The sequence below is a fragment of the Bradyrhizobium sp. BRP56 genome, from assembly GCF_020194035.1.
Classification (GTDB): Bacteria; Pseudomonadota; Alphaproteobacteria; order Rhizobiales; family Xanthobacteraceae; genus Bradyrhizobium; species Bradyrhizobium australafricanum.
Window position 1 is genome coordinate 106,882 of record NZ_JADYVV010000016.1, and the last position, 23,066, is coordinate 129,947.

At 64.3% G+C, this 23,066-nt stretch carries 20 protein-coding genes; 7 read left to right on the forward strand and 13 right to left on the reverse strand.

The features are described 5' to 3' along the window. Positions 1-12: 12 nt before the first annotated feature. The 5 genes from I6F38_RS14165 to I6F38_RS14185 all read right to left on the reverse strand — a co-directional run bounded on the left by I6F38_RS14165 (position 13) and on the right by I6F38_RS14185 (position 4,915). Positions 13-858 carry an ABC transporter ATP-binding protein gene (locus I6F38_RS14165; protein ID WP_069276149.1) on the reverse strand — a complete coding sequence of 282 codons (846 nt, stop codon included), beginning with the start codon at positions 856-858 and terminating at the stop codon, positions 13-15. Between the two features lie 124 nt (positions 859-982). After that, positions 983-1,978, reverse strand: coding sequence for an ABC transporter substrate-binding protein (locus I6F38_RS14170; RefSeq protein ID WP_225160770.1), 996 nt, complete (start codon positions 1,976-1,978; stop codon positions 983-985). Positions 1,979-2,117: 139 nt separating this feature from the next. Next, entirely contained in the window at positions 2,118-2,927 is an 810-nt protein-coding gene (locus I6F38_RS14175) for an ABC transporter permease (RefSeq protein ID WP_016842153.1), read from the reverse strand. A gap of 264 nt (positions 2,928-3,191) precedes the next feature. After that, complete coding sequence (locus tag I6F38_RS14180; protein WP_057017592.1) at positions 3,192-3,848, reverse strand: TetR/AcrR family transcriptional regulator; 657 nt, start codon at positions 3,846-3,848, stop codon at positions 3,192-3,194. A gap of 218 nt (positions 3,849-4,066) precedes the next feature. Further along, positions 4,067-4,915 (reverse strand): VOC family protein, encoded by an 849-nt coding sequence (locus I6F38_RS14185; RefSeq protein ID WP_225160771.1) that lies wholly within the window; start codon positions 4,913-4,915, stop codon positions 4,067-4,069. Between the two features lie 226 nt (positions 4,916-5,141). Here I6F38_RS14185 and I6F38_RS14190 point away from each other — a divergent pair, with 226 nt between their 5' ends. After that, positions 5,142-6,035 carry a sugar kinase gene (locus I6F38_RS14190; RefSeq protein WP_028331857.1) on the forward strand — a complete coding sequence of 298 codons (894 nt, stop codon included), beginning with the start codon at positions 5,142-5,144 and terminating at the stop codon, positions 6,033-6,035. 22 nt (positions 6,036-6,057) lie between these two features. Further along, complete coding sequence (gene rbsK, locus I6F38_RS14195) at positions 6,058-6,993, forward strand: ribokinase (protein WP_225160772.1); 936 nt, start codon at positions 6,058-6,060, stop codon at positions 6,991-6,993. A 102-nt stretch (positions 6,994-7,095) separates the two neighbouring features. Here rbsK and I6F38_RS14200 read toward each other — a convergent pair whose 3' ends face one another. Then, positions 7,096-8,319 carry an FAD-dependent oxidoreductase gene (locus I6F38_RS14200; protein WP_225160773.1) on the reverse strand — a complete coding sequence of 408 codons (1,224 nt, stop codon included), beginning with the start codon at positions 8,317-8,319 and terminating at the stop codon, positions 7,096-7,098. A 258-nt stretch (positions 8,320-8,577) separates the two neighbouring features. Here I6F38_RS14200 and I6F38_RS14205 point away from each other — a divergent pair, with 258 nt between their 5' ends. Next, positions 8,578-9,372, forward strand: coding sequence for an enoyl-CoA hydratase-related protein (locus I6F38_RS14205; RefSeq protein ID WP_092082739.1), 795 nt, complete (start codon positions 8,578-8,580; stop codon positions 9,370-9,372). 8 nt (positions 9,373-9,380) lie between these two features. Here I6F38_RS14205 and I6F38_RS14210 read toward each other — a convergent pair whose 3' ends face one another. The 4 genes from I6F38_RS14210 to I6F38_RS14225 all read right to left on the reverse strand — a co-directional run bounded on the left by I6F38_RS14210 (position 9,381) and on the right by I6F38_RS14225 (position 14,192). Then, positions 9,381-10,721 carry a TRAP transporter large permease gene (locus I6F38_RS14210; RefSeq protein ID WP_028331861.1) on the reverse strand — a complete coding sequence of 447 codons (1,341 nt, stop codon included), beginning with the start codon at positions 10,719-10,721 and terminating at the stop codon, positions 9,381-9,383. After that, complete coding sequence (locus I6F38_RS14215; protein WP_225160774.1) at positions 10,718-11,302, reverse strand: TRAP transporter small permease; 585 nt, start codon at positions 11,300-11,302, stop codon at positions 10,718-10,720. Before I6F38_RS14215 ends, I6F38_RS14210 begins: the two co-directional genes overlap by 4 nt. A gap of 24 nt (positions 11,303-11,326) precedes the next feature. Beyond that, positions 11,327-12,328, reverse strand: coding sequence for a TRAP transporter substrate-binding protein (locus tag I6F38_RS14220; protein WP_225160775.1), 1,002 nt, complete (start codon positions 12,326-12,328; stop codon positions 11,327-11,329). Positions 12,329-12,488: 160 nt separating this feature from the next. Further along, positions 12,489-14,192 (reverse strand): IlvD/Edd family dehydratase, encoded by a 1,704-nt coding sequence (locus I6F38_RS14225; RefSeq protein ID WP_225160776.1) that lies wholly within the window; start codon positions 14,190-14,192, stop codon positions 12,489-12,491. Positions 14,193-14,364: 172 nt separating this feature from the next. Here I6F38_RS14225 and I6F38_RS14230 point away from each other — a divergent pair, with 172 nt between their 5' ends. Continuing rightward, entirely contained in the window at positions 14,365-15,057 is a 693-nt protein-coding gene (locus I6F38_RS14230) for a GntR family transcriptional regulator (RefSeq protein WP_057017495.1), read from the forward strand. A gap of 34 nt (positions 15,058-15,091) precedes the next feature. After that, a complete protein-coding gene (locus I6F38_RS14235; protein WP_225160777.1) occupies positions 15,092-15,658 on the forward strand; it encodes an invasion associated locus B family protein in 567 nt (188 codons plus the stop codon). On the opposite strand, the gene I6F38_RS14240 is transcribed toward I6F38_RS14235, so the two are convergent. Then, positions 15,659-16,480: an NAD(P)-dependent oxidoreductase gene (locus I6F38_RS14240; protein WP_225160778.1), complete on the reverse strand. Its 822-nt coding sequence runs from the start codon at positions 16,478-16,480 to the stop codon at positions 15,659-15,661. Between the two features lie 113 nt (positions 16,481-16,593). Between I6F38_RS14240 and I6F38_RS14245 the strand changes: the two genes are divergently transcribed. Then, positions 16,594-17,556 (forward strand): SMP-30/gluconolactonase/LRE family protein, encoded by a 963-nt coding sequence (locus I6F38_RS14245; RefSeq protein WP_225160779.1) that lies wholly within the window; start codon positions 16,594-16,596, stop codon positions 17,554-17,556. A 213-nt stretch (positions 17,557-17,769) separates the two neighbouring features. On the opposite strand, the gene I6F38_RS14250 is transcribed toward I6F38_RS14245, so the two are convergent. Next, positions 17,770-19,203: an aldehyde dehydrogenase family protein gene (locus I6F38_RS14250; protein WP_076827004.1), complete on the reverse strand. Its 1,434-nt coding sequence runs from the start codon at positions 19,201-19,203 to the stop codon at positions 17,770-17,772. Between the two features lie 180 nt (positions 19,204-19,383). Then, positions 19,384-21,750 carry a transketolase gene (locus I6F38_RS14255; RefSeq protein ID WP_225160780.1) on the reverse strand — a complete coding sequence of 789 codons (2,367 nt, stop codon included), beginning with the start codon at positions 21,748-21,750 and terminating at the stop codon, positions 19,384-19,386. A gap of 131 nt (positions 21,751-21,881) precedes the next feature. On the opposite strand from I6F38_RS14255, the gene I6F38_RS14260 reads away from it, so the two are divergent. Further along, positions 21,882-22,343, forward strand: a complete 462-nt coding sequence (locus I6F38_RS14260) for an Lrp/AsnC family transcriptional regulator (RefSeq protein ID WP_016841346.1) — start codon at positions 21,882-21,884, stop codon at positions 22,341-22,343. Positions 22,344-23,066: the final 723 nt, after the last annotated feature.

Here is a 23,066-nt window from a genome sequence, read left to right on the forward strand (position 1 = left end):
AAGGCTCGGGTGTTAGTCCAGCGACCCCTGGGTGAAGAAATGCTTCCGGATCCGCTGCACCAGTTCGTTGAAGACGGGATCGGACATCGTCTCGAGCGAGCGCGGCCGCGGCATCGGCACGTCGTAGATCGCGGCGATCGCGCCGGGCCGCTCGGTCATCACGAGCACACGGTCGGCGAGGAACACGGCTTCCGGGATCGAATGCGTGATCAACAGGACCGTCTTGCCGGTCTCGCGCTGGATCCGCATCAATTCGACGTTCATGCGCTCGCGCGTCATGGCGTCGAGCGCGCCGAACGGCTCGTCCATCAGCATGATCTTGGGGTCGTGCACCAGCGCGCGGCAGATCGAGGCGCGCTGCTGCATGCCGCCGGAAAGCTGCCAGGGCAGCTTCTTCTCGAAACCTTCGAGGCCGACAAGCTTCAGCAGGTCCTTGGCGCGCGCGAGGTATTTGTCCCGCGGCAGCTGCTTCATGTCGATCGGCAGCATCACGTTGGAGAGGATGTTGCGCCACGGCAGCAACAGCGCGTTCTGGAACACGATGCCGACATTGCCGTGCGGCCTGGTCACCGGCTCGCCGTCGACCAGCACCTCGCCCGTCGTCGGTGGCAGCAGGCCTGAGATCATCTTGAGCAGCGTGGACTTGCCGCAGCCGGACGGCCCGACCACGACAAAGAACTCGCCGTCATTGATGGTAAAGTCGAGCGGCCGCAGCGACGGCACATCGCCGTCGCGCGACCGGTAGGTCTTCGAGACGCCGGAGAGTTTGATACCCGGCGTGGCACCCGCGGCGCGATCCGACACCAGGCGCAGATGCGCGGCGGGCTGAACATCGGCTGGTTTGGTTGCAGGATTCATTCTGCCGAATCCACTGGGATGTAGAATGCTGTCATTCCGGGATGGTCCGAAGGACCAGACCCGGAATCTCGAGATTCCGGGTTCGATGCTTCGCATCGCCCCGGAATGACGGTGTTTGTTGCGCTCACGAGTCGCCCTTCGGCAGATAGTCGTTGGTGTAGAACGCCTTCGGATTGGCTTTGGCCTTGGCGTCGAGGCCGCCATACTCGACCATCAAATTGACCGACTCGGTCATGTTCTGGTCGGTGACCTGGAACGGCCGCTTGGTCCTGGTCTCCGGCGTACGATAGAGCGGGATCGTCAGCTCGAAGCCTTGCGTCAACGTGTCGATCTTGCCGCCCTTCGGGTTGGCGTCGAGGATCGATTGCGCAGCCGCCCTGGGGTCCTTCTCCGCGGCTTCCACCGCCTTTGTCGTCGCCGACATGAAGCGGCGGACCAGGTCGGCATTGGCCTTCACATAGTCGGAGTTCGCGATGATGCCCGACGACACCATGTTGATGCCGTAGTCGGCGAACTTGATCGGATAGACGTCCTTGCCGGTGGCGTCCTTGATCTTCATCGACTGGTCCATGACGTAGCCGAGCAGCAGGTCGGCTTGGCCGTTGATCACGGCGTTGAGCTTGGTCTGGCCGTCGCCGGCGACGGTGTTGAAATCGCTTTCCTTCAGGCCGGTCTTCTTCAGGAACAGCGGCCAGATCTGCGTCATCGAATCCGCCGGCGTGATCGCAACCGTCTTGCCCTTGATGTCTTCCGGCTTCCTGATGTTCTTGTCGGCAAGGCTCATCGCCGACATCGGGCTGGTCTGCAGCAGCACGCCGGTGGCGATCACGGGTGCGCCCTTCACCGCCGCGCGCATCATCGTCGGCACGTCGACATAGCCGAAATCGGCGGTCTTGGCGGCCACCGCCTGCGTGGTCGCGGCCGAGCCTCGGCCTTCCTGGATCTCGAGGTCGATGCCCTCAGTGGCATAGATGCCCTTGGCCTTGCCGTAATAGAACGGCGCGTGCTCGCCATAGACGTACCAGTTCAGCATCAGAACGACCTTGTCGGCCGCGGATGCAGGGGCCACCGCAAGCGCGGTCCAGGCCAGCGCGGCAATGACAGCAGTGATCAATCGCATCACGTTCTCTCCCTGTTTCTCGTCATTGCGAGGAGCGAGAGCGACGAAGCAATCCATTCCTCAGCTTGTGGCGCGATGGATTGCTTCGCTTCGCTCGCAATGACGGTTTCCCTTTTCGTTAGGTGGCTCTGCGATATCCCTAGGAAGCAAAAATGATGTCGTCGCGCTGGCTGACGTGCCAGGGGATCACCAGCCGCTCGATGCGGTCGACGATCCAGAACAGGATGACGCCGAGCAGCGCGAGGATCACCAGCGCGGCGAACATCGTCGGCAGATCGAAGGTGCCGATCGAGCGCTGCATCACATAGCCGATGCCGGAATTGGAGCCGACGAACTCGCCGACGACGGCGCCGACCACGGCGAGCGTCACCGAGACTTTCAGGCCGGAAAAGATCGCGGGCATCGCGTGCGGCAGGTTGACCGCGCGGAACACCTGGAAGCGGCTGCCCTGCATCGCGCGCGCCAGATCGACCATGTCAGGGTCGACCGATTTGAAGCCCTGCACCGCCGAGACCACCACCGGGAAGAAGCCGAGCAGGAACGCGGAGATCACCTTGGGGATGATGCCGAAGCCGAACCACACCACGAACAGCGGCGCGATCGCGATCTTCGGCACAGACTGCGAGAACACCAGCAGCGGATAGACGTAGCTCTCGACCGTCTTCGAGCCCGCGATCAGCATCGCAACGGGAATGCCGAACAGCGCCGAGAGCAGGAAGCCGCAGATCGTTGCATAGGTTGTCGGCCAGGACTGCCGCAGCAGTTCCGGCCAGTCGCTCCAGAGCACCGCCACGACATCGCCGGGCGAGGGAATTTGGTAGGCCGGAATATGGAACAAGCGGATCGCGAGGTCCCAGGCCGCCACGATGACAACCAAAAACAGGAACGGACGTACCCACGCCGCATTCAGCACCTTCGACAGGCCCGAAGGGCTCTTTGCCTCCGCCACGTCACGCTCCCTTTGCAGTCTCTCTGTTCGTTCAGAAATTAACCCGTTGGATAAATACTGTCCAGCCCCAAGCGCGCGGCAAAATCGCGCCGAAATACGCGACTTTCGTCAGGCGAGAATTTTTGTCGGATGAGACTTCGTAGCTGTGTAGCCCGGATGAAGCGCAGCGAAATCCGGGACCGGACTATCCGGGACTGAGCTGTCCCGGATTGCGCTTCGCTCAATCCGGGCTACGATCATCAGTAATAAGCGCGAGCGCGCGCCTCACACCACCCGGTGCTCGGCCGCGCGCAGCACCGGCATCGCGCCACCGAATGCTGCCGTGGATTTGCCTGTCAGCGCCGCCAGCACCAGCGCGGTCATGTGCTCGAGGCGCTCGTCGCGGGCGTCCTTCTTCAAGAGGTCGCGGCCGAAGATCACGCTCAGCGTGGCGCTGTTGGAGAGATAGAAGAATGCCAGCCCGGCGATCGAGATGTAGAGCTGCACCGGATCGACCGCGACGCGGAAATCGCCACTCTCGACCCCGCGCGTCACCACGGTGCGGATCATCTCGACAAAGGGCGAGTGCATCGACTTGACCTTGGTCGAACGCTTCAGGTGTTTTGCCTTGGCGAGGTTTTCGGTGTTCAGGAGCGCCAGGAACTCGGGGTTACGCAGAAAATAGTTCCACGTGAAGTCGATCAGACGCCCGATCGCCTCGGGCGGATCGAGATGCTCGAGATCGAGGGTGCGCTCCTCGGCGCGGATCTTCTCATAGGCGCCTTCCAGCACCTCGAGATAAAGATCCTCCTTGTTGCCGACGTGGTAGTACAGCATGCGCTTGTTGGCGTCGGCGTTGGCCGCGATGCGGTCGACCCGCGCGCCAGCGAGGCCATGGGCGGCGAATTCCTGCTTGGCCGCCTCGAGAATCCGCAGCCGCATCCCCTGGGGGTCGCGCTGCCATCTCTGAATTCGCTTTGCCTTGGCCAAATCGATCGCCCGTGATGCTGAATTGATGAATGTAGCATGACGAACGACGTTTGAGAACGAATGTTGTCGTGACGGCCATGCGGGAATATTTCTCGCAGACGCGACATGCAGCGTCCTCCCTGCCGTTCCCGGATGCACGCTGTCGTGACGACGCACGCATGAAACGCGGCCTAGTCCGGCTTTCCTTGCGAAGGCTGCACCAGAAGCGTCGGCACACCGCATGTGCTGTTGCGCACCGTCATCACGCGCGTGCCGGGCTTGCGGCCGGTGCGGACCTCGGAGACGTCGACGCCAGCGGCAATCAGCCGCGCGCGTGTGGCGTCGATGTCGGCGACGCGCCAGCAGATGCCGCGCAGCCGGTCCGGCGCGTCCGTCTCCGATTTGCCCGGCCGGTGCGTGACCTCGACCACGAGGTCGCCGCAGCGGAAGAACATCAGCCGGCCCCACTCCGGATGCGACCGGTCGAGCGCCATGTCGAGCCCGAGCCGCGCGCCATAGAGCGCGGCGGCGCGTTCCGGATCGGCGGTCGAAACCACCACATGATCCATCGCGGTGATCGATGCGGTCGTGGTACGCACCGACAACGGCCGCTCCTGCTCGCGTTCCAAGAAGAACATGCGCACGCCGCGCGTCGCATCGGTCGCGGCCCGCGTACGCTTCCACGACAGCACGGCGCCGCTGGTCTCGTCGCGGCTTTCGACTTCGGTGACGGGTTCGGGCTTCAGCGTCAGCCGGTCGAGCCGGCGGTGTGTCCTCGCGATGTCGCTGGTGCGGAAGCAGAGGCTCGCAAGCCCCTCGCCTTGCGTTACGAGCGCGCTGCGGACGCGCTGGGCTGCATCATCGTCGCCGTGCGGCGCCACCAATTCCAGCGTGGTGTTGTCGAGCGTGAACAGCGTGCGATCCGCGCCGCCGCCGCTGTAGCGCCAGGAAGGCGTCCGCGCGAACAGCGTCTCGTAGGCGGCGCTGGCAGCAGCGATGTCGCTGGTCAGGACGACGACGTGATCGAGACCGGTAATCATGGCTGCAACCTCCCCGAATCTGCCGTCATTGTGTTTCTCCCTTAACCCAACCCGGAACCACGGGCTGCCGCCGGCCGTTATGCCGCATGCCAGAACGGCCCGGCGCAGCCATCATCTCTACCTGTAAACCAGGCAGGGTTGCGAATATTTTCAGCGATATCGGCCGATCAGCAATGCTAGTCTGGAACCGCCGGCCGGGACCACACCAAGCCACGACGGAAAGCGAATGCAGGCCCTCTTCATCGGACAGACCTATATCGACGTCACCTTCATCACAGATCACATGCCCGTCGGCGACGAAAAGCACGTCGCCGACGCCTATGCGGTGTCGTTCGGCGGCAACGCCGTGACCGCAGCATTCTGCTGCGCCAAGCTCGGCGTCCCGCCGGACCTGATCGCCACCATGGCCAATGACTGGCTCGGACGGATGTTTTGGGACATGGCCGACAGGTACGGCATCTCGTTCCACCCCCGCAAGGTCAACTCCTCCTCGCTGTCCTTCATCATGCCGAACGACGGCAAGCGCGCCATCGTCCGCTGCCGCGATGACCAGCACATCCACCCCTTTCCGCTGCTGAACATCAAGGGCTGCCGTGCGCTGCACATCGACGGCCACCAGCCGGACGCCGCGATCCATTATGCGAAGCTGTGCCGCGAGGATGGCATCCTGACCTCGCTCGACGGCGGCGGCCTGCGCACCAACACCCACGAGCTGCTCGCATTCATCGACATTGCGATCGTCGCCGAACGCCTGTGCGAGCAGATGGACAAGACGCCGGAGCAGATGCTCGACTATCTCAAGGGTCGCGGCTGCAAGGTCGGCGGCGTCACCATGGGCGAGCGCGGCCTGCTCTGGTATGACGAGGCCGGCACAGTGCGCACGCTGCCGGCCTTCCCGATCCCGCGCGCGCGTGTGATCGATACCAACGGCGCCGGCGACGTCTTCCACGGCGCCTACATCTACTCCTACCTTTCAAACCCGAGCAAAGGCTGGCATGAGCACTTCAAGTTCGCGCGCGCAGCCTCGACCTTCAAGATCCAGAAGCTCGGCAACGAGGCCGGCCTGCCGACGCTGGCGGATATCGCGGCGGTCAAGCAGGAGTTTCGCGCCGAGGCTTGATAGGGGTGAATGGGGCTAGGCCATGGGGCGCGTCTTCGTCGCCGGCAGCATCAATATGGACGTGGTGGCGACCGCCGAGCGCCATCCGCGGATCGGCGAAACCGTGGCAGGCGAGGCCGTGCTCTATTTTCCCGGCGGCAAGGGCGCCAACCAGGCGGTGACTTCGGCCAAGCTCGGCATACCGACCGCGCTGATCGGCCGGCTCGGCACCGATGCATTCGGCAAGGAGCTGCGAACGTTCCTTGCCGCGCAAGGCGTCGATCTCACCTTCGTCAAGGACACCGACGGCACGCATTCAGGCACGGCGATCATCACGCTAGCCAACGCCGACAACACGATCGTCGTCGTGCCGGGCGCCAACGGGCTGGTCGAGGCCGATGATGTCGCGGCCCTCGTCCTCGCGAGGGGTGACGTCGCGGTCAGCCAGTTCGAGATCCCGCTGCCGGCGATCGCTGCCTTCTTCCGACGCGCCCGCGCCGTCGGCGCCACCACGATCCTCAATCCGGCACCGGCAAAACAGGCCGACAAGGCTCTGCTCGATCTCGTCGACATCCTCGTTCTGAACGAGACCGAACTCGGCTACCTGACTGGCACGGGGCTGCGCGACAGCGACACGCCGGAGCGCTTCTCCGAGGCGGCCCGGGCGTTGGGGCAAGGCAGGATCGTCTGCGTCACGCTCGGAAAGCGCGGCGTGCTGGCGCTGGTCGACAACCAGCCGCGGCTCGTGCCGGGACGCGAGGTGAAGGCGGTCGACACCACAGGCGCCGGCGATTGCTTCGTCGGCGCCCTCGCCTCACAGCTCGCCATCGGCAAGCCGCTCGGCGACGCGCTGGCCTACGCCAACGCCGCCGCCTCGATTTGCGTGCAACGGATGGGAGCCGCGCCGTCGATGCCGACGGCGGATGAGGTGGAGGACGCTCTCTCCCCAAGTCGTCCCGGCGAAGGCCGGGACCCATAACCACCGGCCACAGTTTGGGGGCACACGCGCGGCAACTGCGTTCGTCTCCGCCAACGACTGCCGCGGAGTATGGGTCCCGGCTTTCGCCGGGACGACGCTTGCTTATATTTGCGCCAGCGCGCTCTTCAGGTCGAAGCTCGCATCCGCCGCCTGCTCCGGCGTGATCGAGCCGCCGGCGCCGAGCAGCCTGCGGCCGAACATGTGATCGCCGGCGCGGTTAACCGACTCGATGCCGAGCAGTTTGTCGCCGCGATAGCAGAACGCCGAGAACGCGCCCTGCGCGCGGTCGCCGCGCACCACGACGCGGTCGTAGCCGGTGGTGAGACCCGCCATCTGCAGCTTGTCGGGGCCCTGGTCGCTCCAGAACCACGGCAGACCGTCATAGACCTCGGTCTTGCCGGTCAGCCGCGACGCCACGCAGCGCGCATGGTCGGTCGCATTCTGCACCGACTCCAGCCGCAGCGACCCGCCGAAGCGTTTGCTGGTGTAGAGCGCGCAATCGCCGATCGCGGAGACATTCGGATCGGCAGTCAACAGATGCTCGTCGACGATGATGCCGGATGCCACCGGCAGCCCGGCCTCCGCCGCAAGCTCGACATTCGGCAGCACGCCGACACCGACCACGACGAGATCGGCCGGGATATGCGTGCCGTTGCTCAGGCTGACGCCGGTAACCTTGCCGCCATCGGCCTCGATCGCCGTGACCTGTACCCCGAGGTGAAGCCGGATGCCGGCCGCGTTGTGGCGGGATTGCGAGAACTCGGAAATCTCCGCGGTCACCGCCCGCGCCATCACACGGGAGGCGAGTTCGACCACGTCGACCTCGAGGCCCTTGGCCCGCGCGGTGGCGGCGAATTCGAGCCCGATGAAGCCCGCGCCGATCACGACGACGCGCATGCCGGGCGCGATCAAGTCGCGCAGCGCCTGGCTCTCATCCAGAATGCGCAGGTAGCGGACTGCGTCGAGCTTGGCGTTGGGGATATCCAGCAGCCGGTTCCGCGCGCCGGTGGCGAACACCAGGTGTCCGTAATCGAGCGACGCGCCGGAGGCGAGCGCTACCTTCCGCGCATTGCGGTCGATCGCATGGGCGCGATCGGTGATCAGCTCGATCTTGTTGTCCTGGTAGAACTTGTCGGGCCGGAACATCAGGCTCTCGGGCCCGCCGGTCCCTTTCAGATAGGCCTTCGACAGCGGCGGCCGCTGATACGGCAAATGGCCTTCGTCATTGATCAGGACGATGCGCTCGGCGAAGCCGGCCTGGCGCAGCGACGCCGCGAGCTGGAAGCCGGCGTGTCCGGCGCCGACGATGATGACCGAGCCTGTCATCGGAACAACCCAAATACGCGCGAGCAGGAGTGACCCATGCCGTTTCCTCTTGTCGATGTTAGCTTGCTTGCCCCGTCCCCACAGCGCTCGTGTCTGCGTACCGAAGGCGCATGCCATTTGGCCTCATGGCTCGTACCGATGCAAGGGGGTCCCAGGCGATTCTGGGCGCACCCGCGGCCCCCCGGGCGCCGGGCCGGATTGCCACGGCTCCCGACAAGGCCTTAAATGTCCGGAACCAACTAGCCCAAGGTCTTCAATATGCCAGCACCCGCCCCCTCCGCCACCGACCCCGCTTTGCTCCGCATCGACGGCGCCATCGCAACCATCACACTGAACCGGCCGGCCGCGTTCAACTCGATCGACATGACGATTGCCAAGAAGCTCGAGCAGCTTAGCGCCGAGGTCGAAGCCAACAAGGACGTTCGCGTACTGGTCATCGAGGGCGAAGGCCGCGCCTTCTGCGCCGGTGGCGATTTGCAGACCATCGGCGCCGCGACCGAAGCCAACAATGTCGCCCCCGTGGTCGGCGAGATGCTTCACCACTACCATGCCTTCATCGAGACGGTCCGGCGGATGCCGAAGATCGTGCTATCCAGCGTGCATGGTTCGGCGGCCGGAGCCGGCATGGGCCTCGCGTTCGTGACCGACCTGTGTATCGCCGCAGAGGATGCCCGCTTCACGCCCGCCTATGCCAAGATCGGCGTGTCGCCGGATGGCGGCAGCACGGTCGGCATCGTCGGCACGGTCGGTACCCGCCGCGCGCTGCAGATTTTCCTCGCCGAGGATGGGTTCACCGCGCAGCAGGCCTATGAATGGGGTCTCGTCGTCAAGACCGTCCCCGCGGCCGAGCTGAAGGCGGCGACGCGGCAGCTCGCCGAGCGTCTGGCGCAAAATCCGCCCGCCGCGATCGCGGGGACCAAATCACTGGTCTATCAGGCCGCCACCACGCCGACCAAGCAGCAGCTCGACGCCGAGGAACACAAGATCATCACGGCGATGCATACCGATGATTTCCGCGTCGCCGTGAAGAAGTTCACCAGCAAGTCGAAGTAGAGGTTTGGCTAGTTCGGGCAAATGTACCCCGTGCCGCCGGGTGCCTTGAAGCAGCCGACCGATTCCGGGATCACCTGCTTGGGCAGCCACAGCACGACCTTCGGAAAATAGATCGTGAAGCAGATCGTGACCAGGAACACGACATAGATCGGTAGCGCCGCCCGCAACGCTTTTGCAAAACTGATGCCGACGAATTTCGAGGCCATCAGCAGCACGAGCCCGTAGGGCGGCGTGATCAGGCCGAATGCCAGCGTTGCGATCAGCACCACGCCCATATGCACGCCATTGATGTCGCCGGCCTGGGTCAAGGCGTTGACCAGCGGCATGAAGATGATGATGGTCGGCACCGGCTCGATGAAGTCGCCGACCACGGTGAACAGCAACACCATCAAGAGCATGATGAGGTGCGGGTCGTTACCGGCGATCGAGGTGATCCAGTCGGCGATGTAGATCGCGCCGCGCAGATAGGCCAGCATCCAGCCGAACGCGTTCGCCGCGCCGATCGTGATCAGCGGCAGCGAGAAGATCAGGCCGGCGAGGCAGAAATCATACGGGATCTTCTTCAGGTGCCCGCGGTTCAGCGCCGGGATCACCACGACGATGATGTAGGCGACCGCGACCACGCCGGCCTCGGTCGGCGTGAACCAGCCGGTCAGGATGCCGCCCAGCAGGATCACCGGGATCATCATCGGCAGCGCCGCGTCACCGGCGGCGAACGCAACCTGGCGCAGCGGCGCACGCGGCTTGCGCAGGCCCGAGGGACCGAAGAAGTAGCAGTAGATCATCAGCCCGAAGCCGATCATCAGCCCAGGGACCACGCCGGCCATGAACAGCCCGGCGATCGAGACATTGCCGACCGCGCCATAGACCACCGCCGTGATGCTCGGCGGCACCAGCGCTGCGATCGTCGACGCCGAGGCGATGATCGCGGCGATGAAGGCCGGCTCGTACCCTTCCCGCCGCATCGGCCCGCCGAGCGCCCGGCTCATGACCGCGACGTCGGCGGTGGTCGAGCCGGACATCTCCGAGAAGAACATGCTGAAGACGACGACGACCTGCGATAGCCCGCCCCTGATATGGCCGACCAGCGAGACCGAGAGATTGGCGATGCGGACCACGACATTTGCGGAGCTCATGAGCTCGCCGACCAGCAAGAAGAACGGGATCGCAAGCAGCGCCTCGGAATCGACGCCGTCGAAGATCTTCTGGATGATCGCCGCCAGCGAGACGTCTGATAGCACTGCGCCGACGAACACGCCGGCCATCAGCGAGAACGGCACGGGCACGCCGAGATAGCCGAAGAACAGGAAGCAGAACGACATCAGCGCAAGCACAACCGGTGCGCTCACGGCTGCACTCCCGTCGTCGCGCGGGTATCGATCGCAGGAATCGGAAGGTCGTCATCCGGCGGCTCCGGATGGTCGAAGCCATTGCGGATCCCGTTGACGAGCTGCTCGACCGTGAACAGGCCGATCAGGATGCCAGACAGCGGGATCACCGCATAGAGCGAGGCGATCGGCGTACCCGACGGCAGGCGGAAGCTGCCGAAGCCTCGCAGGTAATTTTGATAGCCGTACCAGACCAGGCAGAAGGCGACGCCCAGCACCACCAGACGGATGACGATCTCGACGAACAGCCGCGACCTGCCATGCAGCGCTTCGGAGATCGCGGTGAGATAGAGATGGTCGTTGCGCCGTGTCGCGACCGCGGCCCCGATGAAGATCGCGTAGATGAACAGCGTCGAGGTCACCTCCTGCAGCCACAGCCAGGGATGACCGATGGTGCGGGTGACGATATCGGCGGTCACCGACAGCGAGAAGCCGAAGCACAGCAAGCCGCACAGCATCATCAGGATCAGCTCGAGCCGGTCGAGCGCCCGCCATTTCAGATGCCGCTGCCGTTGCAGCACCAGTGTGTCGGCGATGGCCATGCTCGCGCTCCCCGTCGACCCGGGCTAGTTGATCGCGCGGATCAAATTCTTGATCTTCTCCGCATGCGGCCCGAGGTCCTTGGCGAGCTTGTCGAGATAGGGATCGGCGATCGCGGTAAAGCTCTTCTTGTCCACATCCTCGACCACCTTGACGCCGAACGATTTCAGTTTTGCAGCCGCGTTCTTCTCCAATTCGAACGCCTTCGCCGGCTCCTTGGCGCTGACCTCGGCGGCCGCCGTCGTCACCCAGGTCTTCTGCTCGGCTGAGAGGCTCTGCCACAGCTTGTCGCTGACGAACAGCAGCGCATTGTTGGCCTCGTGCTCGGTCATCGAGAGCACCGGCGCGACTTCGTAGTGCTTATTGACGAGGTAAACGTTCACGCTGTTTTCCGCCGCATCGACGACGCCGGTCTGCAATGACGTGTACACGCTGCCGAACGGCATATGGACGGTTTGCGCCGCGTAAGCCGGGAAGATCGTGTCTTCCGTAGCCGTCGCCTGAACGCGAATCTTTACACCCTTGAGGTCGCCGACGTTGTGGATTTCCTTCCTCGCATAGATGCTTCTCACACCTTGGCTGCCCGTCGCGATGACATGAAGGCCTTGCGACGTGTCGTCGATCATAGCCTTGATCGCATCGATCACCTTCGGATCGGCAAGCGCCTTGACCACGTGGTTGGCGTCGCGGAACAGGAAGTGCAGCGACATCACACCGGCCTGCGGCGAGATGGTTGCAGTGTTCGCAGACGAGATGATGGCGAATTCAATGTCTCCGGATTTCACAAGCTGCAGCAGCTGCGGCTCCTGGCCGAGCTGCGCACCGGGATACTGGTCGACGATCATGGTCCCCTTGCTCAATTCCTTGAGCTTGGCGGAGAACATGTCGTAGGCGACGCTATAACCGGTATTGAGCTGCTGATCGTGCGCGAAGCGGAAGTGCTTTACCTCCTGCGCGCCGGCGCCCGCGGACAGCAGCAGCGCTGCCGCGGCCATGACAATCCCGACGATCCTGGCTGAATAGCCCATCGCAACGTTCCCCCTGTTCTTGATTGAGGGGATCATCCCACCAGTCGCGCTGGATTGTCAATAAAACAGGAGAAACGAGCCGCCTGCGGGTATCATTGAGTGCCGCAACGCAGAAATTATCGACAATTCGACCGCCGGGCCGAACGACACCGGCGACTTGCTACTTGCCCTTGGCGCGCATGAAGTCGAAATCGCAGCCCTCGTCGGCCTGCAGGATGGTGTCGTTGAAGAGATGCGCGTAGCCGCGCTTGGCCCAGTCGGGCGTACCGGCCGGCGCGAGCGCGTCGCGGCGCTTCTGCAATTCGGCCTCGTCGACCAAAAGATCGATGCTGCGCTTGGCGACATCGAGCCGGATCATGTCGCCGTTCCGCACCAGCCCGAGCGGACCGCCGACGGCGGATTCCGGCGTGATGTGCAGCACGATGGTGCCGAACGCGGTGCCGCTCATCCGCGCATCGGAGATGCGGACCATGTCCTTCACGCCGGCGCGCGCGAGTTTCTTCGGGATCGGCAGGTAACCCGCCTCCGGCATGCCCGGCGCGCCCTTCGGGCCGGCATTGCGCAACACCAGCACGTCGTCGGCGGTGACATCGAGCGCGGGATCGTCGACCCGCAGCGTCATGTCCTCGACCGATTCGAACACCACGGCGCGGCCGGTGTGCTGCAATAGTTTCGGGCTCGCCGCCGACTGCTTGATCACCGCACCGCGCGGCGCGAGATTGCCGTGCAGGATCGCCATCGCGCCTTCGGATTTGATCGGGTTCGCCTTGGAGCGGATCGCGTCCTGCCCCGGCACATCCTCGGCATTGGCGACGACCTCGCGCAAGGTCTGGCCGGTGATGGTCTTGGCATCGAGATCGATCAGGTCGCCGAGCTGCGCCATCAGCTTCGGCACGCCACCGGCGTGATGGAAATGCTCCATGTAGTGTTCGCCCGACGGCTTGAGGTCGACCAGCACGGGGACCTCGCGGCCGAGCTTGTCGAACGCCTCGAGGTCGATCTTGTGCGGCGAGCGGTTGGCGATCGCCGTGAGGTGGATCAGCCCGTTGGTCGAGCCGCCGATCGCCTGCATGACGACCTGGGCGTTGCGGAACGAGGATGGCGTCAGGATCTCGCTCGGCTTCGGTCCCTTGGTCTTCGCCATCTCGGCGGCGATGCGGCCGCTGGCCTCGGCGGAACGGAAGCGTTCGGCATGGGGCGCCGGGATCGTCGCGCTCATCGGCAGCGACAGGCCGAGCGCCTCGGTGATGCAGGCCATGGTGGAGGCGGTGCCCATCACCATGCAGGTGCCGACCGACGGCGCAAGGCGGCCGTTCACCGCCTCGATCTCGTTGTCGTCGATCTCGCCGGCGCGATACTTGCCCCACAGCCGGCGGCAGTCGGTGCAGGCGCCGAGCACCTCGCCCTTGTGATGGCCGACGACCATGGGCCCGACCGGAATCACCACCGTCGGCAGATCGGCGCTGATCGCGGCCATGATCTGCGCCGGCAAGGTCTTGTCGCAACCGCCGATCACAATCACCGCATCCATCGGCTGGGCGCGGATCATCTCCTCGGTATCCATCGCCATCAGGTTGCGCAGATACATCGAGGTCGGATGCGCAAAGCTCTCGGCGATCGAGATGGTCGGGAACACGAACGGCATCGCGCCCGACAGCATCACGCCGCGCTTCACGGCCTCGATGATGTCAGGCACGTTGCCGTGGCAGGGATTGTAGTCGCTGTAGGTGTTGGTGATGCCGACGATCGGGCGATTGAGCGCATCGTCAGAATAGCCCATCGCCTTGATGAACGCCTTGCGCAGGAACAGCGAGAAGCCGGCGTCACCATAGCTTGTCAGTCCCTTGCGAAGTCCGTCGGCCATTTTCTTCTCGTCCCGTGGTTGTTCGGCCGCACTTAAGGAGCGGCACGAATTATTGTCAATATGAGATAATCCGGTCGCGGCGGGTGGCTGGTCTGCGGCAAAATCGCCCCCATTATTGACAATAACCGTGGCGCTATGCTGACCTCAGGCACCGATCCAAAGCCGAGAGCGCATGACAGCCGAGCCCACATTGCCCGAACTCCAGGCCCCCTCGCGCGAGGAGGAACAAGCGGAGGTGATCCGCCGGCTGGAGGAGGACATCATCTTCGGCCGCTTCGCGCCCGGTTTGCGGCTGGTCGAGGATAACCTGATGCAGCGCTACGGTGCGAGCCGGCATTTCGTCCGCCAGGCGCTGTTCCAGCTCGAGCGCCAGGGCATCGTGCTGCGCGAGAAGAATGTCGGCGCTACGGTGCGGTTCTATTCGGCCGAGGAAGTGCGGCAGATCTATGAGGTGCGCGAGATGCTGACGCGCCAGGCTGCGCTGATGATCGCGCTGCCCGCGCCGCAAAGCCTGATCGATCAATTGAGCGAACTGCAACGGCATTACTGCATCAAGGCCGAGGCGCAGGACATGCGCGGCATTCACGAGACCAACGATGCGTTCCACCTCGCGCTGTTCTCCGCCTGCGGCAATCCCTACCTGGTCCGCTCGCTGCAGGACTACATGAACCTGACGCTGCCGATGCGCGCCAAGAATCTCGCCGACAGCGAGGGCCTCGCGCTGTCGCGCCGCCAGCACGAATTGATGATCGAGCTCTTGAAGGGCCGCGACAGCTGGGCGCTGGCGCAGCTCTGCGTCGATCACATGCAGTACAGCAAGGCGGATTATCTCGTCCGCATCTCCAACGACAAAAAGCCGCAATAGCGCGATACGCGGCCTCCTCGTGAAGGAGACGGCGATGCGCTATGTGGCTATATTCCTTGGATCGCTGGCCGTGCAGCTGGCGCTCGGCGGCGTCGGCGAAGCGGCCGATCCGCGCGCGACGCAGCTCACCTACGAGCCCTGGGCCAAGACCTGCCTGACAGAGGCGAGCTGCTTCGTCGCTGCGGCTGCGCGCGGCCAATGCGTGCCGTCGGGCGGCACGCTCAGCGTCTCGCCGCAGAGCAGCAAGCGCGCGATCGTGAGCGCCAACGTCGGAACGCGGACCATGCTGGAGGGTACGATCAGCCTCCGCATCGATCAGGACGAGCCGATCCGGATCGCCAAGCCGCATTGCTACACGCTCGGCTGCGGCGGCACGCTCGAGGCCGATGGCGAAATGATCGAGCGGCTGAAGCACGCGCAGACCATCGCCGTCGAAGCCAAGAACCTCACCGGGCAGACCATCAGCCTCGCCTTTCCCCTCACGCACTTCGCCGAGACCTTTGACGGGCCCGGCAGCCCGCCCAAGACATCGGGGCAAGGTTCGAAGGACGCGCAGCAGCACACCGAATCCGTGAAGCAACTGCCGCAATGCGAGGATTGATCACTTCTTCCAGTCGATCACCCGCTCCTTGTCGCCGTCGAACTCCATGCTGCAGAACGCGCCGCCCTGGTAATAGTCGCCAACCGGATCCGGCGGCAGCTTGGCCTGCTCGGCCATCGCGTGCTCGCGGAAATCCTCAGCCCTTCCGGTCGGGCGATAGCCGAGATCGTAGGCGCGGTGATTGTCCCACCACGAGCGCTCATTGTAGGACGCGCCGTACAGCACCTCGAAATGGATGTCGGGATGCTCGAGCCCGATGCGGCAGAGCTGGACGAGGTCTTCCGGCTTGAGCCAGATCGAGAGCCTGCGGTGGTCGAGCGGCGCCTCGCCGAAATTGCCGATCCGGAGGCACGTGACCTTGATGCCGTGCTTGTCGGCATAGAGCGCGCCGACGCCTTCGCCGAACACCTTGCTCACACCGTAGCGACTGTCCGGCCGCGCGGTGACGTCGGTGCCGATGCGGTGATGACGCGGATAAAACCCGACCGCGTGGTTGGACGAGGCGAAGATCACGCGCTTGACGCCCTTTTTGCGCGCCGCCTCGAACAGATTGTAGCAGCCGATGATGTTGGACTGCAGGACCGTGTCCCAGGGTCCTTCGACCGAATAGCCGCCGAAATGCAGGATGCCGTCGACGCCCTCGCAGATCGCCTCGACCTGTGCGAGGTCGGCGAGATCGGCGGCCTTGAACTTTTCGTTGTTGCCGAGATCGGAGGGCTGCTTGATATCGCTCAGCAGGAGATCCGGATAGATCGGCGGCAGCAGCTTGCGCAGGCTCGTTCCGATTCCCCCCGATGCGCCGGTCATCAATATGCGTGGCATGCCGTCCCTCTTCTTTCCTGATTGCTGCGATCGAATTGCGGTCACAGGCCGACAATGATAGCAAACCAGGCGCTCAAGGAAACACCATCGAAACACAACAACGAGAACAGCAAATGTCCGATGTTCATTCCGCCGGCTGGCGTCCCGCGACCTGCTATCCCGATCCCGCGATCCGCGCGCTCGACCCGCGCTTCGAGAAATACTGGCTGAAACTCTCCGCCGTCGAACGCATCGCGACCGGCCTGCGCTGGGCCGAAGGTCCGGTGTGGTTCGGCGACGGCCGCTATCTGTTGTGCAGCGACATCCCGAACCAGCGCATCCTCAAATGGGAGGAAGAGACCGGCGCGGTCAGCATCTTCCGCAAGCCGTCGAACTTCGCCAACGGCAACACCCGCGATCGCCAGGGCCGGCTGATCACCTGCGAGCATGGCGGCCGCCGCGTGGTGCGCACCGAATATGACGGATCGATTACGGTGCTGATCGATTCCTTCGGCGGCAAACGGCTGAACTCGCCGAACGATGTCGTGGTGAAATCCGACGGCTCGATCTGGTTCACCGATCCGATCTTCGGCCTGCTCGGCAACTACGAAGGCTACAAGGCCGATCCCGAGATCGAGCCCAACGTCTACCGGCTCGATCCCGCAACCCGCGAGGCCACCATCGTCGCCGAGGGCGTGCTGGGGCCGAACGGGCTGTGCTTCTCGCCGGACGAGAAGATCCTCTACGTCGTGGAATCCCGCGGCGAGCCGAACCGCAAGATCCTCGCCTATGACGTCGCAGCCGACGGCAAGACGATCTCCAACAAGCGCGTCTTCATCGACGCCGGCCCGGGCACGCCCGACGGCATGCGCTGCGACATCGACGGCAATCTGTGGTGCGGCTGGGGCATGGGTGATCCCGAACTCGACGGCGTCGTCGTGTTCGCGCCCGACGGCGTCATGATCGGCCGCATCGCGCTGCCGGAGCGCTGCGCCAACCTCTGCTTCGGCGGTGTCAAGCGCAACCGCCTGTTCATGGCGGCGAGCCAGTCGATCTATGCGCTCTACGTCAACACCCAAGGCGCGCTCGGCGGCTAGCCCGGCCGTCATTGCGAGGAGCGAAGCGACGAAGCAATCCATCTGTCCGCCCGTGAGGAGAGATGGATTGCTTCGCTTCGCTCGCAATGACGGCGAGACTGCAACCTTCATCTTCGCAAGATTCGCACCCTTCAAGACCTTGCGCCCCAAAATGGCTGACGCCGGAGCAGTTGCCTGCCCCGGCGCCAAAAGTCGCGTCTCTCGTGGCTCGGCTTAAGCGGCGTTGTAGCCGGCAACCGCCTTGGCCTCGAGATATTCTTCCAGACCGTAGCGGCCCCATTCGCGGCCGTTGCCGGACTGCTTGTAGCCACCGAACGGCGCGGTGCGCTCGTTCGGCACGCCCTGCAGGTTGACGTTGCCGGCGCGGATCTGGCGGCCGACGCGGCGCGCGGTTTCCACGGTGTCGGCGGAGACGTAACCGGCGAGACCATACGGCGTGTCGTTGGCGATCTTCACCGCGTCGGCTTCGTCCTTGGCGCCGAGGATGGTCAGCACCGGTCCGAAGATCTCTTCGCGGGCGATCGTCATGTCGTTGGTGACGTCGGCGAAGATGGTCGGACGGACATAGAAGCCTTTGTTGACACCCTCGGGCAGGCCCGGGCCGCCGGCGACGAGCGTTGCGCCCTCGTCGATGCCCTTCTGGATCAGCGCCTGGATCTTGTCCCACTGGCCGCGGTTGACCACCGGACCGATCGTGGTGCCGTCGGCACGCGGATCGCCGGCCTTGGTCTTGTCGGCGACGCCCTTCGCGATGGCGGCCACTTCCTTCATCTTGGAGAGCGGCACGATCATGCGCGACGGCGCGTTGCAGGACTGGCCCGAGTTGTTGAACATGTGCATCACGCCGCCGGTCACCGCCTTGGTCAGGTCGGCACCGTCGAGGATCACGTTCGGCGACTTGCCGCCGAGCTCCTGGCTGACGCGCTTCACGGTCGGCGCCGCACGCTTGGCGACGTCGACGCCTGCGCGGGTCGAACCGGTGAACGAGATCATGTCGATGTCCGGGTGCTCGCTCATCGCGGCACCCACCTCCGGGCCGAGGCCGTTGAGGAGGTTGAACACGCCCTTCGGCACGCCGGCTTCATGGAGGATTTCCGCGAAGATCAGCGCCGAGGTCGGGGTGAACTCCGACGGCTTCAGGATCATGGTGCAACCGGCGGCGAGCGCGGGCGCAACCTTGCAGGCGATCTGGTTGAGCGGCCAGTTCCAGGGGGTGATCATGCCGACGACGCCGACCGGCTCGCGCACGATCACGGCGGTGCCCATGGTCTCCTCGAACTCGTACTTCTTCAGCACTTCGAGAGTGTTCATGAGGTGGCCGAGGCCGGCGCCGGCCTGCAGCTTCTCGGCCATCGGCAGCGGAGCGCCCATTTCGTCGGAGACGGCGGCGCCGATCTCCTTCATGCGGCCCTTGTAGACCTCGACGATCTTGGTGAGCAGCGCGACGCGCTCCTCGCGGCTGGTCCGGGAAAAGGTCTCGAAGGCGCGCTTGGCGGCGGCGACTGCCTTGTCGACATCGGCCTTGGAGCCGAGCGCAATCTCATACATCGCTTCTTCGGTCGCGGGATTGACGACCGGGGTGGACTTGCCTTTGACGACGGGATCGACCCAGGCGCCGTCGATGTAGAATTGCATGCGATTGACCATCGGAAACCTCTTGTACGGGGCGTATGGAATGGGGAACGAAAGCGTTCGGCAGGCATCCTTGCACGAAAGCCCGGCGAATTGAACCCGCCATATGCGGGACGCGGCTCGTGCGCGTCCGCGAGATATAAGGGCCGAGCCGCACGTGTGGCAAGGCTCCTTCGCACTCCCCTTCCGGTGATGCTACACCGCCATCTTGCGATGCCGCACCGGGGCGCCGACCGAGACGCTTTCCGCCGCGTCGATGATGGCATTGGCGTCGATGCCATAGTGGCGGTAGAGGTCGCCGATCGTGCCGGTCTGGCCGAAATGCTCGACACCGAGCGCCTCGACGCGGTGGCCGCGCACGCTGCCGAGCCAGCCGAGCGTTGCCGGATGGCCGTCGATCACTGTCACAATGCCGCAGTCTCGGCCGAGCGGCGCCAGCATGCGCTCGATATGACTCAAATGCTGCGCGCCGCGGCGGTCGCGGCGCAAATTCCGCGCGGCGGACCAACCCGCATAGAGCCGGTCGGCGGAGGTGACCGCCAGCAGACCGACGTCGCGGTGGCTCTCGCCGATCAGGCCGACCGCCTCGATCGCCTCCGGCGCGACGGTGCCGGTATACGCAATGACGATGTCGCAGTTCGGACCCGGCTTGCGCATCCAGTAGGCGCCGTCGGTGATGTCGCGCTGCAGGTCCGGGGTCATGATCCGTTGCGGCTGCTCCAGCGTCCGGGTCGAGAGTCGCAAGTAAACCGAACCACCCTCGGCGCCCTCGCGCTGCATGTGGCCGAACCCCCAGCCCATGATCACGGCAAGTTCATCGACGAAGGCCGGATCGAACGAGGCGAGCCCGTCCTGCCCGATCCCGATCAAAGGCGTCTTGATCGACTGATGCGCGCCGCCTTCCGGCGCCAGCGAGATGCCCGACGGCGTCGCCGCCACCATGAAGCGGGCATCCTGGTAGCAGGCGTAGTTCAGCGCATCGAGACCGCGTTCGATGAAGGGATCGTACAGCGTGCCGACCGGCAACAGCCGCGCGCCGTTGATCTGGTGCGACAGGCCGAGCGCCGACAGCATGATGAACAGATTCATCTCGGCGATGCCGAGCTCGAGATGCTGTCCCTTCGGCGAATATTCCCAGGTGTAGGCGGACGGGATCTTCTCCTGCCGGAACAGGTCGTGGTTCTCCGCCTTCGCGAACAGGCCGCGGCGGTTGACCCAGGCGCCGAGATTGGTCGACACGGTGACATCGGGCGATGCGGTGACGATGCGCGAGGCGAGTTCGCTATTGCCGCGCGCCAGCTCGTGCAGCACGAGACCAAAACCCTGTTGCGTCGACATCTGCGCCGAGGCCTTGAAGGCCAGCCGTTCCGGCACATCGATTTCGGGCGCCGACAGGCGGCGGCGCCCCTCGCGGTTGAACGGCGCCTCGGCGAGGAATGCCTCGAGCTCCGCAGGCTCCTGCGACAGGCCCTCAAACTTGTCCCACTCGTGGCCGGGGCGGATGTTCTGCGCGGCGCGCCACTTCTCCATCTGCGCCACCGTCATCAGGCCGGCGTGATTGTCCTTGTGGCCCTGCATCGGCAGCCCAACGCCCTTGATGGTGTAGGCGATGAAGCAGACCGGACGGTCGTGGTCGACGGCTTCAAAGGCCTCGATCATGCTCGCCATGTCGTGGCCGCCGAGGTTCGACATCAGCGCCAGCAACTCGTCGTCGCTGCGGCGCTCGATCAGCGCCGACACCTCGCCCTGGTCGCCGATGTCGTCGCGCAGATGCTTGCGGAACGCGGCGCCGCCCTGGAAGCAGAGCGCGGCGTACATTTGGTTCGGGCAGTTGTCGATCCAGCGCCGCAGCGCCTCGCCGCCGGGCTCGGCGAACGCCTCGAGCATCAGCTTGCCGTACTTCACGATCACCACGTCCCAGCCGAAGTTGCGGAACATGGTCTCGAACTTGGCCCACAATCCCTCGCGCACCACGGCGTCGAGCGACTGCCTGTTGTAGTCGACCACCCACCAGGTGTTGCGCAGGCCGTGCTTCCAGCCTTCGAGCAGTGCCTCGAAGATGTTGCCCTCGTCCATCTCGGCGTCGCCGACCAGCGCGATCATCCGGCCCTCCGGCCGGTCGTTCAGCCAGCCGTGCGCCTTGACGTAATCCTGCACCAGCGAGGCGAACAGCGTCTGCGCGACGCCGAGGCCGACCGAGCCGGTCGAGAAGTCGACGTCGTCGCTATCCTTGGTGCGCGAGGGGTAGGACTGCGCGCCCTTGTAGCCGCGAAAATTCTCCAGCTTGTCGCGGGTCTGGTGGCCGAACAGATACTGGATGGCGTGGAACACCGGGCTCGCATGCGGCTTCACCGCAACGCGGTCCTGCGGACGCAACACCGAGAAATAAAGCGCCGACATGATGTTGGCGAGCGAGGCCGACGAGGCCTGGTGGCCGCCGACCTTCAACCCGTCGGTAGAGGGCCGCACGTGATTGGCGTGATGGATGGTCCACGACGACAGCCACAGCACCTTGCGGGCCAGGGCGGACAGCATGTCGAGGCGTTCAGGCGCGATTCCCATGGCAATGCTCCGGGCGATATGCCGGAATGTTACTGCCGCAGGCGGCGGCGAAAATCTCAATTCCACGCGACAGCACAGGAAAAATTGGGATAAATTCCCACGATCCGACTTCAACTGACGAGTTCATCCCAATGCCTGCCCTCGATGCCATCGACCGCAAGATCCTGAGTCTGCTCCAGACCGACAGCCGCATGACCATGCAGGAACTCGCCGACAAGGTCGGGCTGTCGGTGTCGCCTTGCCACCGCCGGGTCAAGCTGCTCGAGGAGCGCGGCGTGATCTCTCGCTACATCGCAACCGTCGACCAGAAGTCGATCGGGCTGCACGTCTCCGTCTTCATCTCGATCAAGCTGGCACGCCAGAAGGAGGAGGACCTCAACCGCTTCGCGCGCGCGATCTCGAAATGGGACGAGGTGCTCGAATGCTACCTGATGACCGGCAACCGCGACTATCTGCTGCGCGTCGTCGCCGCCGACCTTTCCTCCTATGAGGCATTCCTGAAGAACAAGCTGACCCGGCTCGACGGCATCGCCTCCATCGAGTCGAGCTTTGCGCTGAGCCAGGTGAAGTATTCGACAGCGTTGCCGGTGTGAGGGCGTTGGTTGGTCAATCGAATGACACCAACCCCACAGTGTCGTCCCGGCCTAGTGCGCAATTGCGCACGGCGGCCGGGACCCATACGCCGCAGCAGTTGTTGTGAGAGGGACTCGTCGTTGCAGCATCGCTTAACAATTTGCATTTGGGGTTATGGGTCCCTGTTCGCAGGGACGACACTGAGTGTGTTGCGCTGTCAGTGAGCATACCTTCGCATTCTCGGGACATGAATCGTCCGAGTTTTGCATCTCGTTCCGTTTTGCAAAAGGGGCTTGCGCCGTCGGGCAACTCAGTGATTGGCGCTGGCGCTCTGGCCGGCTGGACGGCCTCGCCGCGACAACCAGGCTACGGCGCGATCCATATCCCAATCACGATGATGGCCAGTGAGACGGCAATGACCAGCATATCGGTGGTGAGCCAATCCGGCATTCCGTTTGATGGCTGCTCGCTCATGTCCGCGACTCCTTCTGTTCGCGTCGAGCCAACATGCTGGAGCGGACCGGCGCGAACGAGGATGAACTGGTTCACATAAAGCTAGGAAAAAGCGGCAAATTCCGCGTGTTTTAGCGCGCTTAAGTTGCGCCACACGGTCGATCTGCCGCGCAGGTTTCTGAACATGTTCGACAATGCCGACGCTTCGGCACAGTCACCATCATCGTCGTTCAACGCGCTGCGAGAGGCGGCTGAACGTCACCGGATTGCGGGCGCAACTCAGCGCCGAC

Coding starts and splice junctions, on each gene's coding strand:
- I6F38_RS14165 (WP_069276149.1), bottom strand. CDS start 858: ATGAATCCTGCAACCAAACCAGCCGATGTTCAGCCCGCCGCGCATCTG.
- I6F38_RS14170 (WP_225160770.1), bottom strand. CDS start 1,978: ATGCGATTGATCACTGCTGTCATTGCCGCGCTGGCCTGGACCGCGCTT.
- I6F38_RS14180 (WP_057017592.1), bottom strand. CDS start 3,848: ATGCGGCTGCGGATTCTCGAGGCGGCCAAGCAGGAATTCGCCGCCCAT.
- I6F38_RS14185 (WP_225160771.1), bottom strand. CDS start 4,915: ATGATTACCGGTCTCGATCACGTCGTCGTCCTGACCAGCGACATCGCT.
- I6F38_RS14190 (WP_028331857.1), top strand. CDS start 5,142: ATGCAGGCCCTCTTCATCGGACAGACCTATATCGACGTCACCTTCATC.
- rbsK (WP_225160772.1), top strand. CDS start 6,058: ATGGGGCGCGTCTTCGTCGCCGGCAGCATCAATATGGACGTGGTGGCG.
- I6F38_RS14200 (WP_225160773.1), bottom strand. CDS start 8,319: ATGACAGGCTCGGTCATCATCGTCGGCGCCGGACACGCCGGCTTCCAG.
- I6F38_RS14205 (WP_092082739.1), top strand. CDS start 8,578: ATGCCAGCACCCGCCCCCTCCGCCACCGACCCCGCTTTGCTCCGCATC.
- I6F38_RS14215 (WP_225160774.1), bottom strand. CDS start 11,302: ATGGCCATCGCCGACACACTGGTGCTGCAACGGCAGCGGCATCTGAAA.
- I6F38_RS14220 (WP_225160775.1), bottom strand. CDS start 12,328: ATGGGCTATTCAGCCAGGATCGTCGGGATTGTCATGGCCGCGGCAGCG.
- I6F38_RS14225 (WP_225160776.1), bottom strand. CDS start 14,192: ATGGCCGACGGACTTCGCAAGGGACTGACAAGCTATGGTGACGCCGGC.
- I6F38_RS14230 (WP_057017495.1), top strand. CDS start 14,365: ATGACAGCCGAGCCCACATTGCCCGAACTCCAGGCCCCCTCGCGCGAG.
- I6F38_RS14235 (WP_225160777.1), top strand. CDS start 15,092: ATGCGCTATGTGGCTATATTCCTTGGATCGCTGGCCGTGCAGCTGGCG.
- I6F38_RS14240 (WP_225160778.1), bottom strand. CDS start 16,480: ATGCCACGCATATTGATGACCGGCGCATCGGGGGGAATCGGAACGAGC.
- I6F38_RS14245 (WP_225160779.1), top strand. CDS start 16,594: ATGTCCGATGTTCATTCCGCCGGCTGGCGTCCCGCGACCTGCTATCCC.
- I6F38_RS14250 (WP_076827004.1), bottom strand. CDS start 19,203: ATGGTCAATCGCATGCAATTCTACATCGACGGCGCCTGGGTCGATCCC.
- I6F38_RS14255 (WP_225160780.1), bottom strand. CDS start 21,750: ATGGGAATCGCGCCTGAACGCCTCGACATGCTGTCCGCCCTGGCCCGC.
- I6F38_RS14260 (WP_016841346.1), top strand. CDS start 21,882: ATGCCTGCCCTCGATGCCATCGACCGCAAGATCCTGAGTCTGCTCCAG.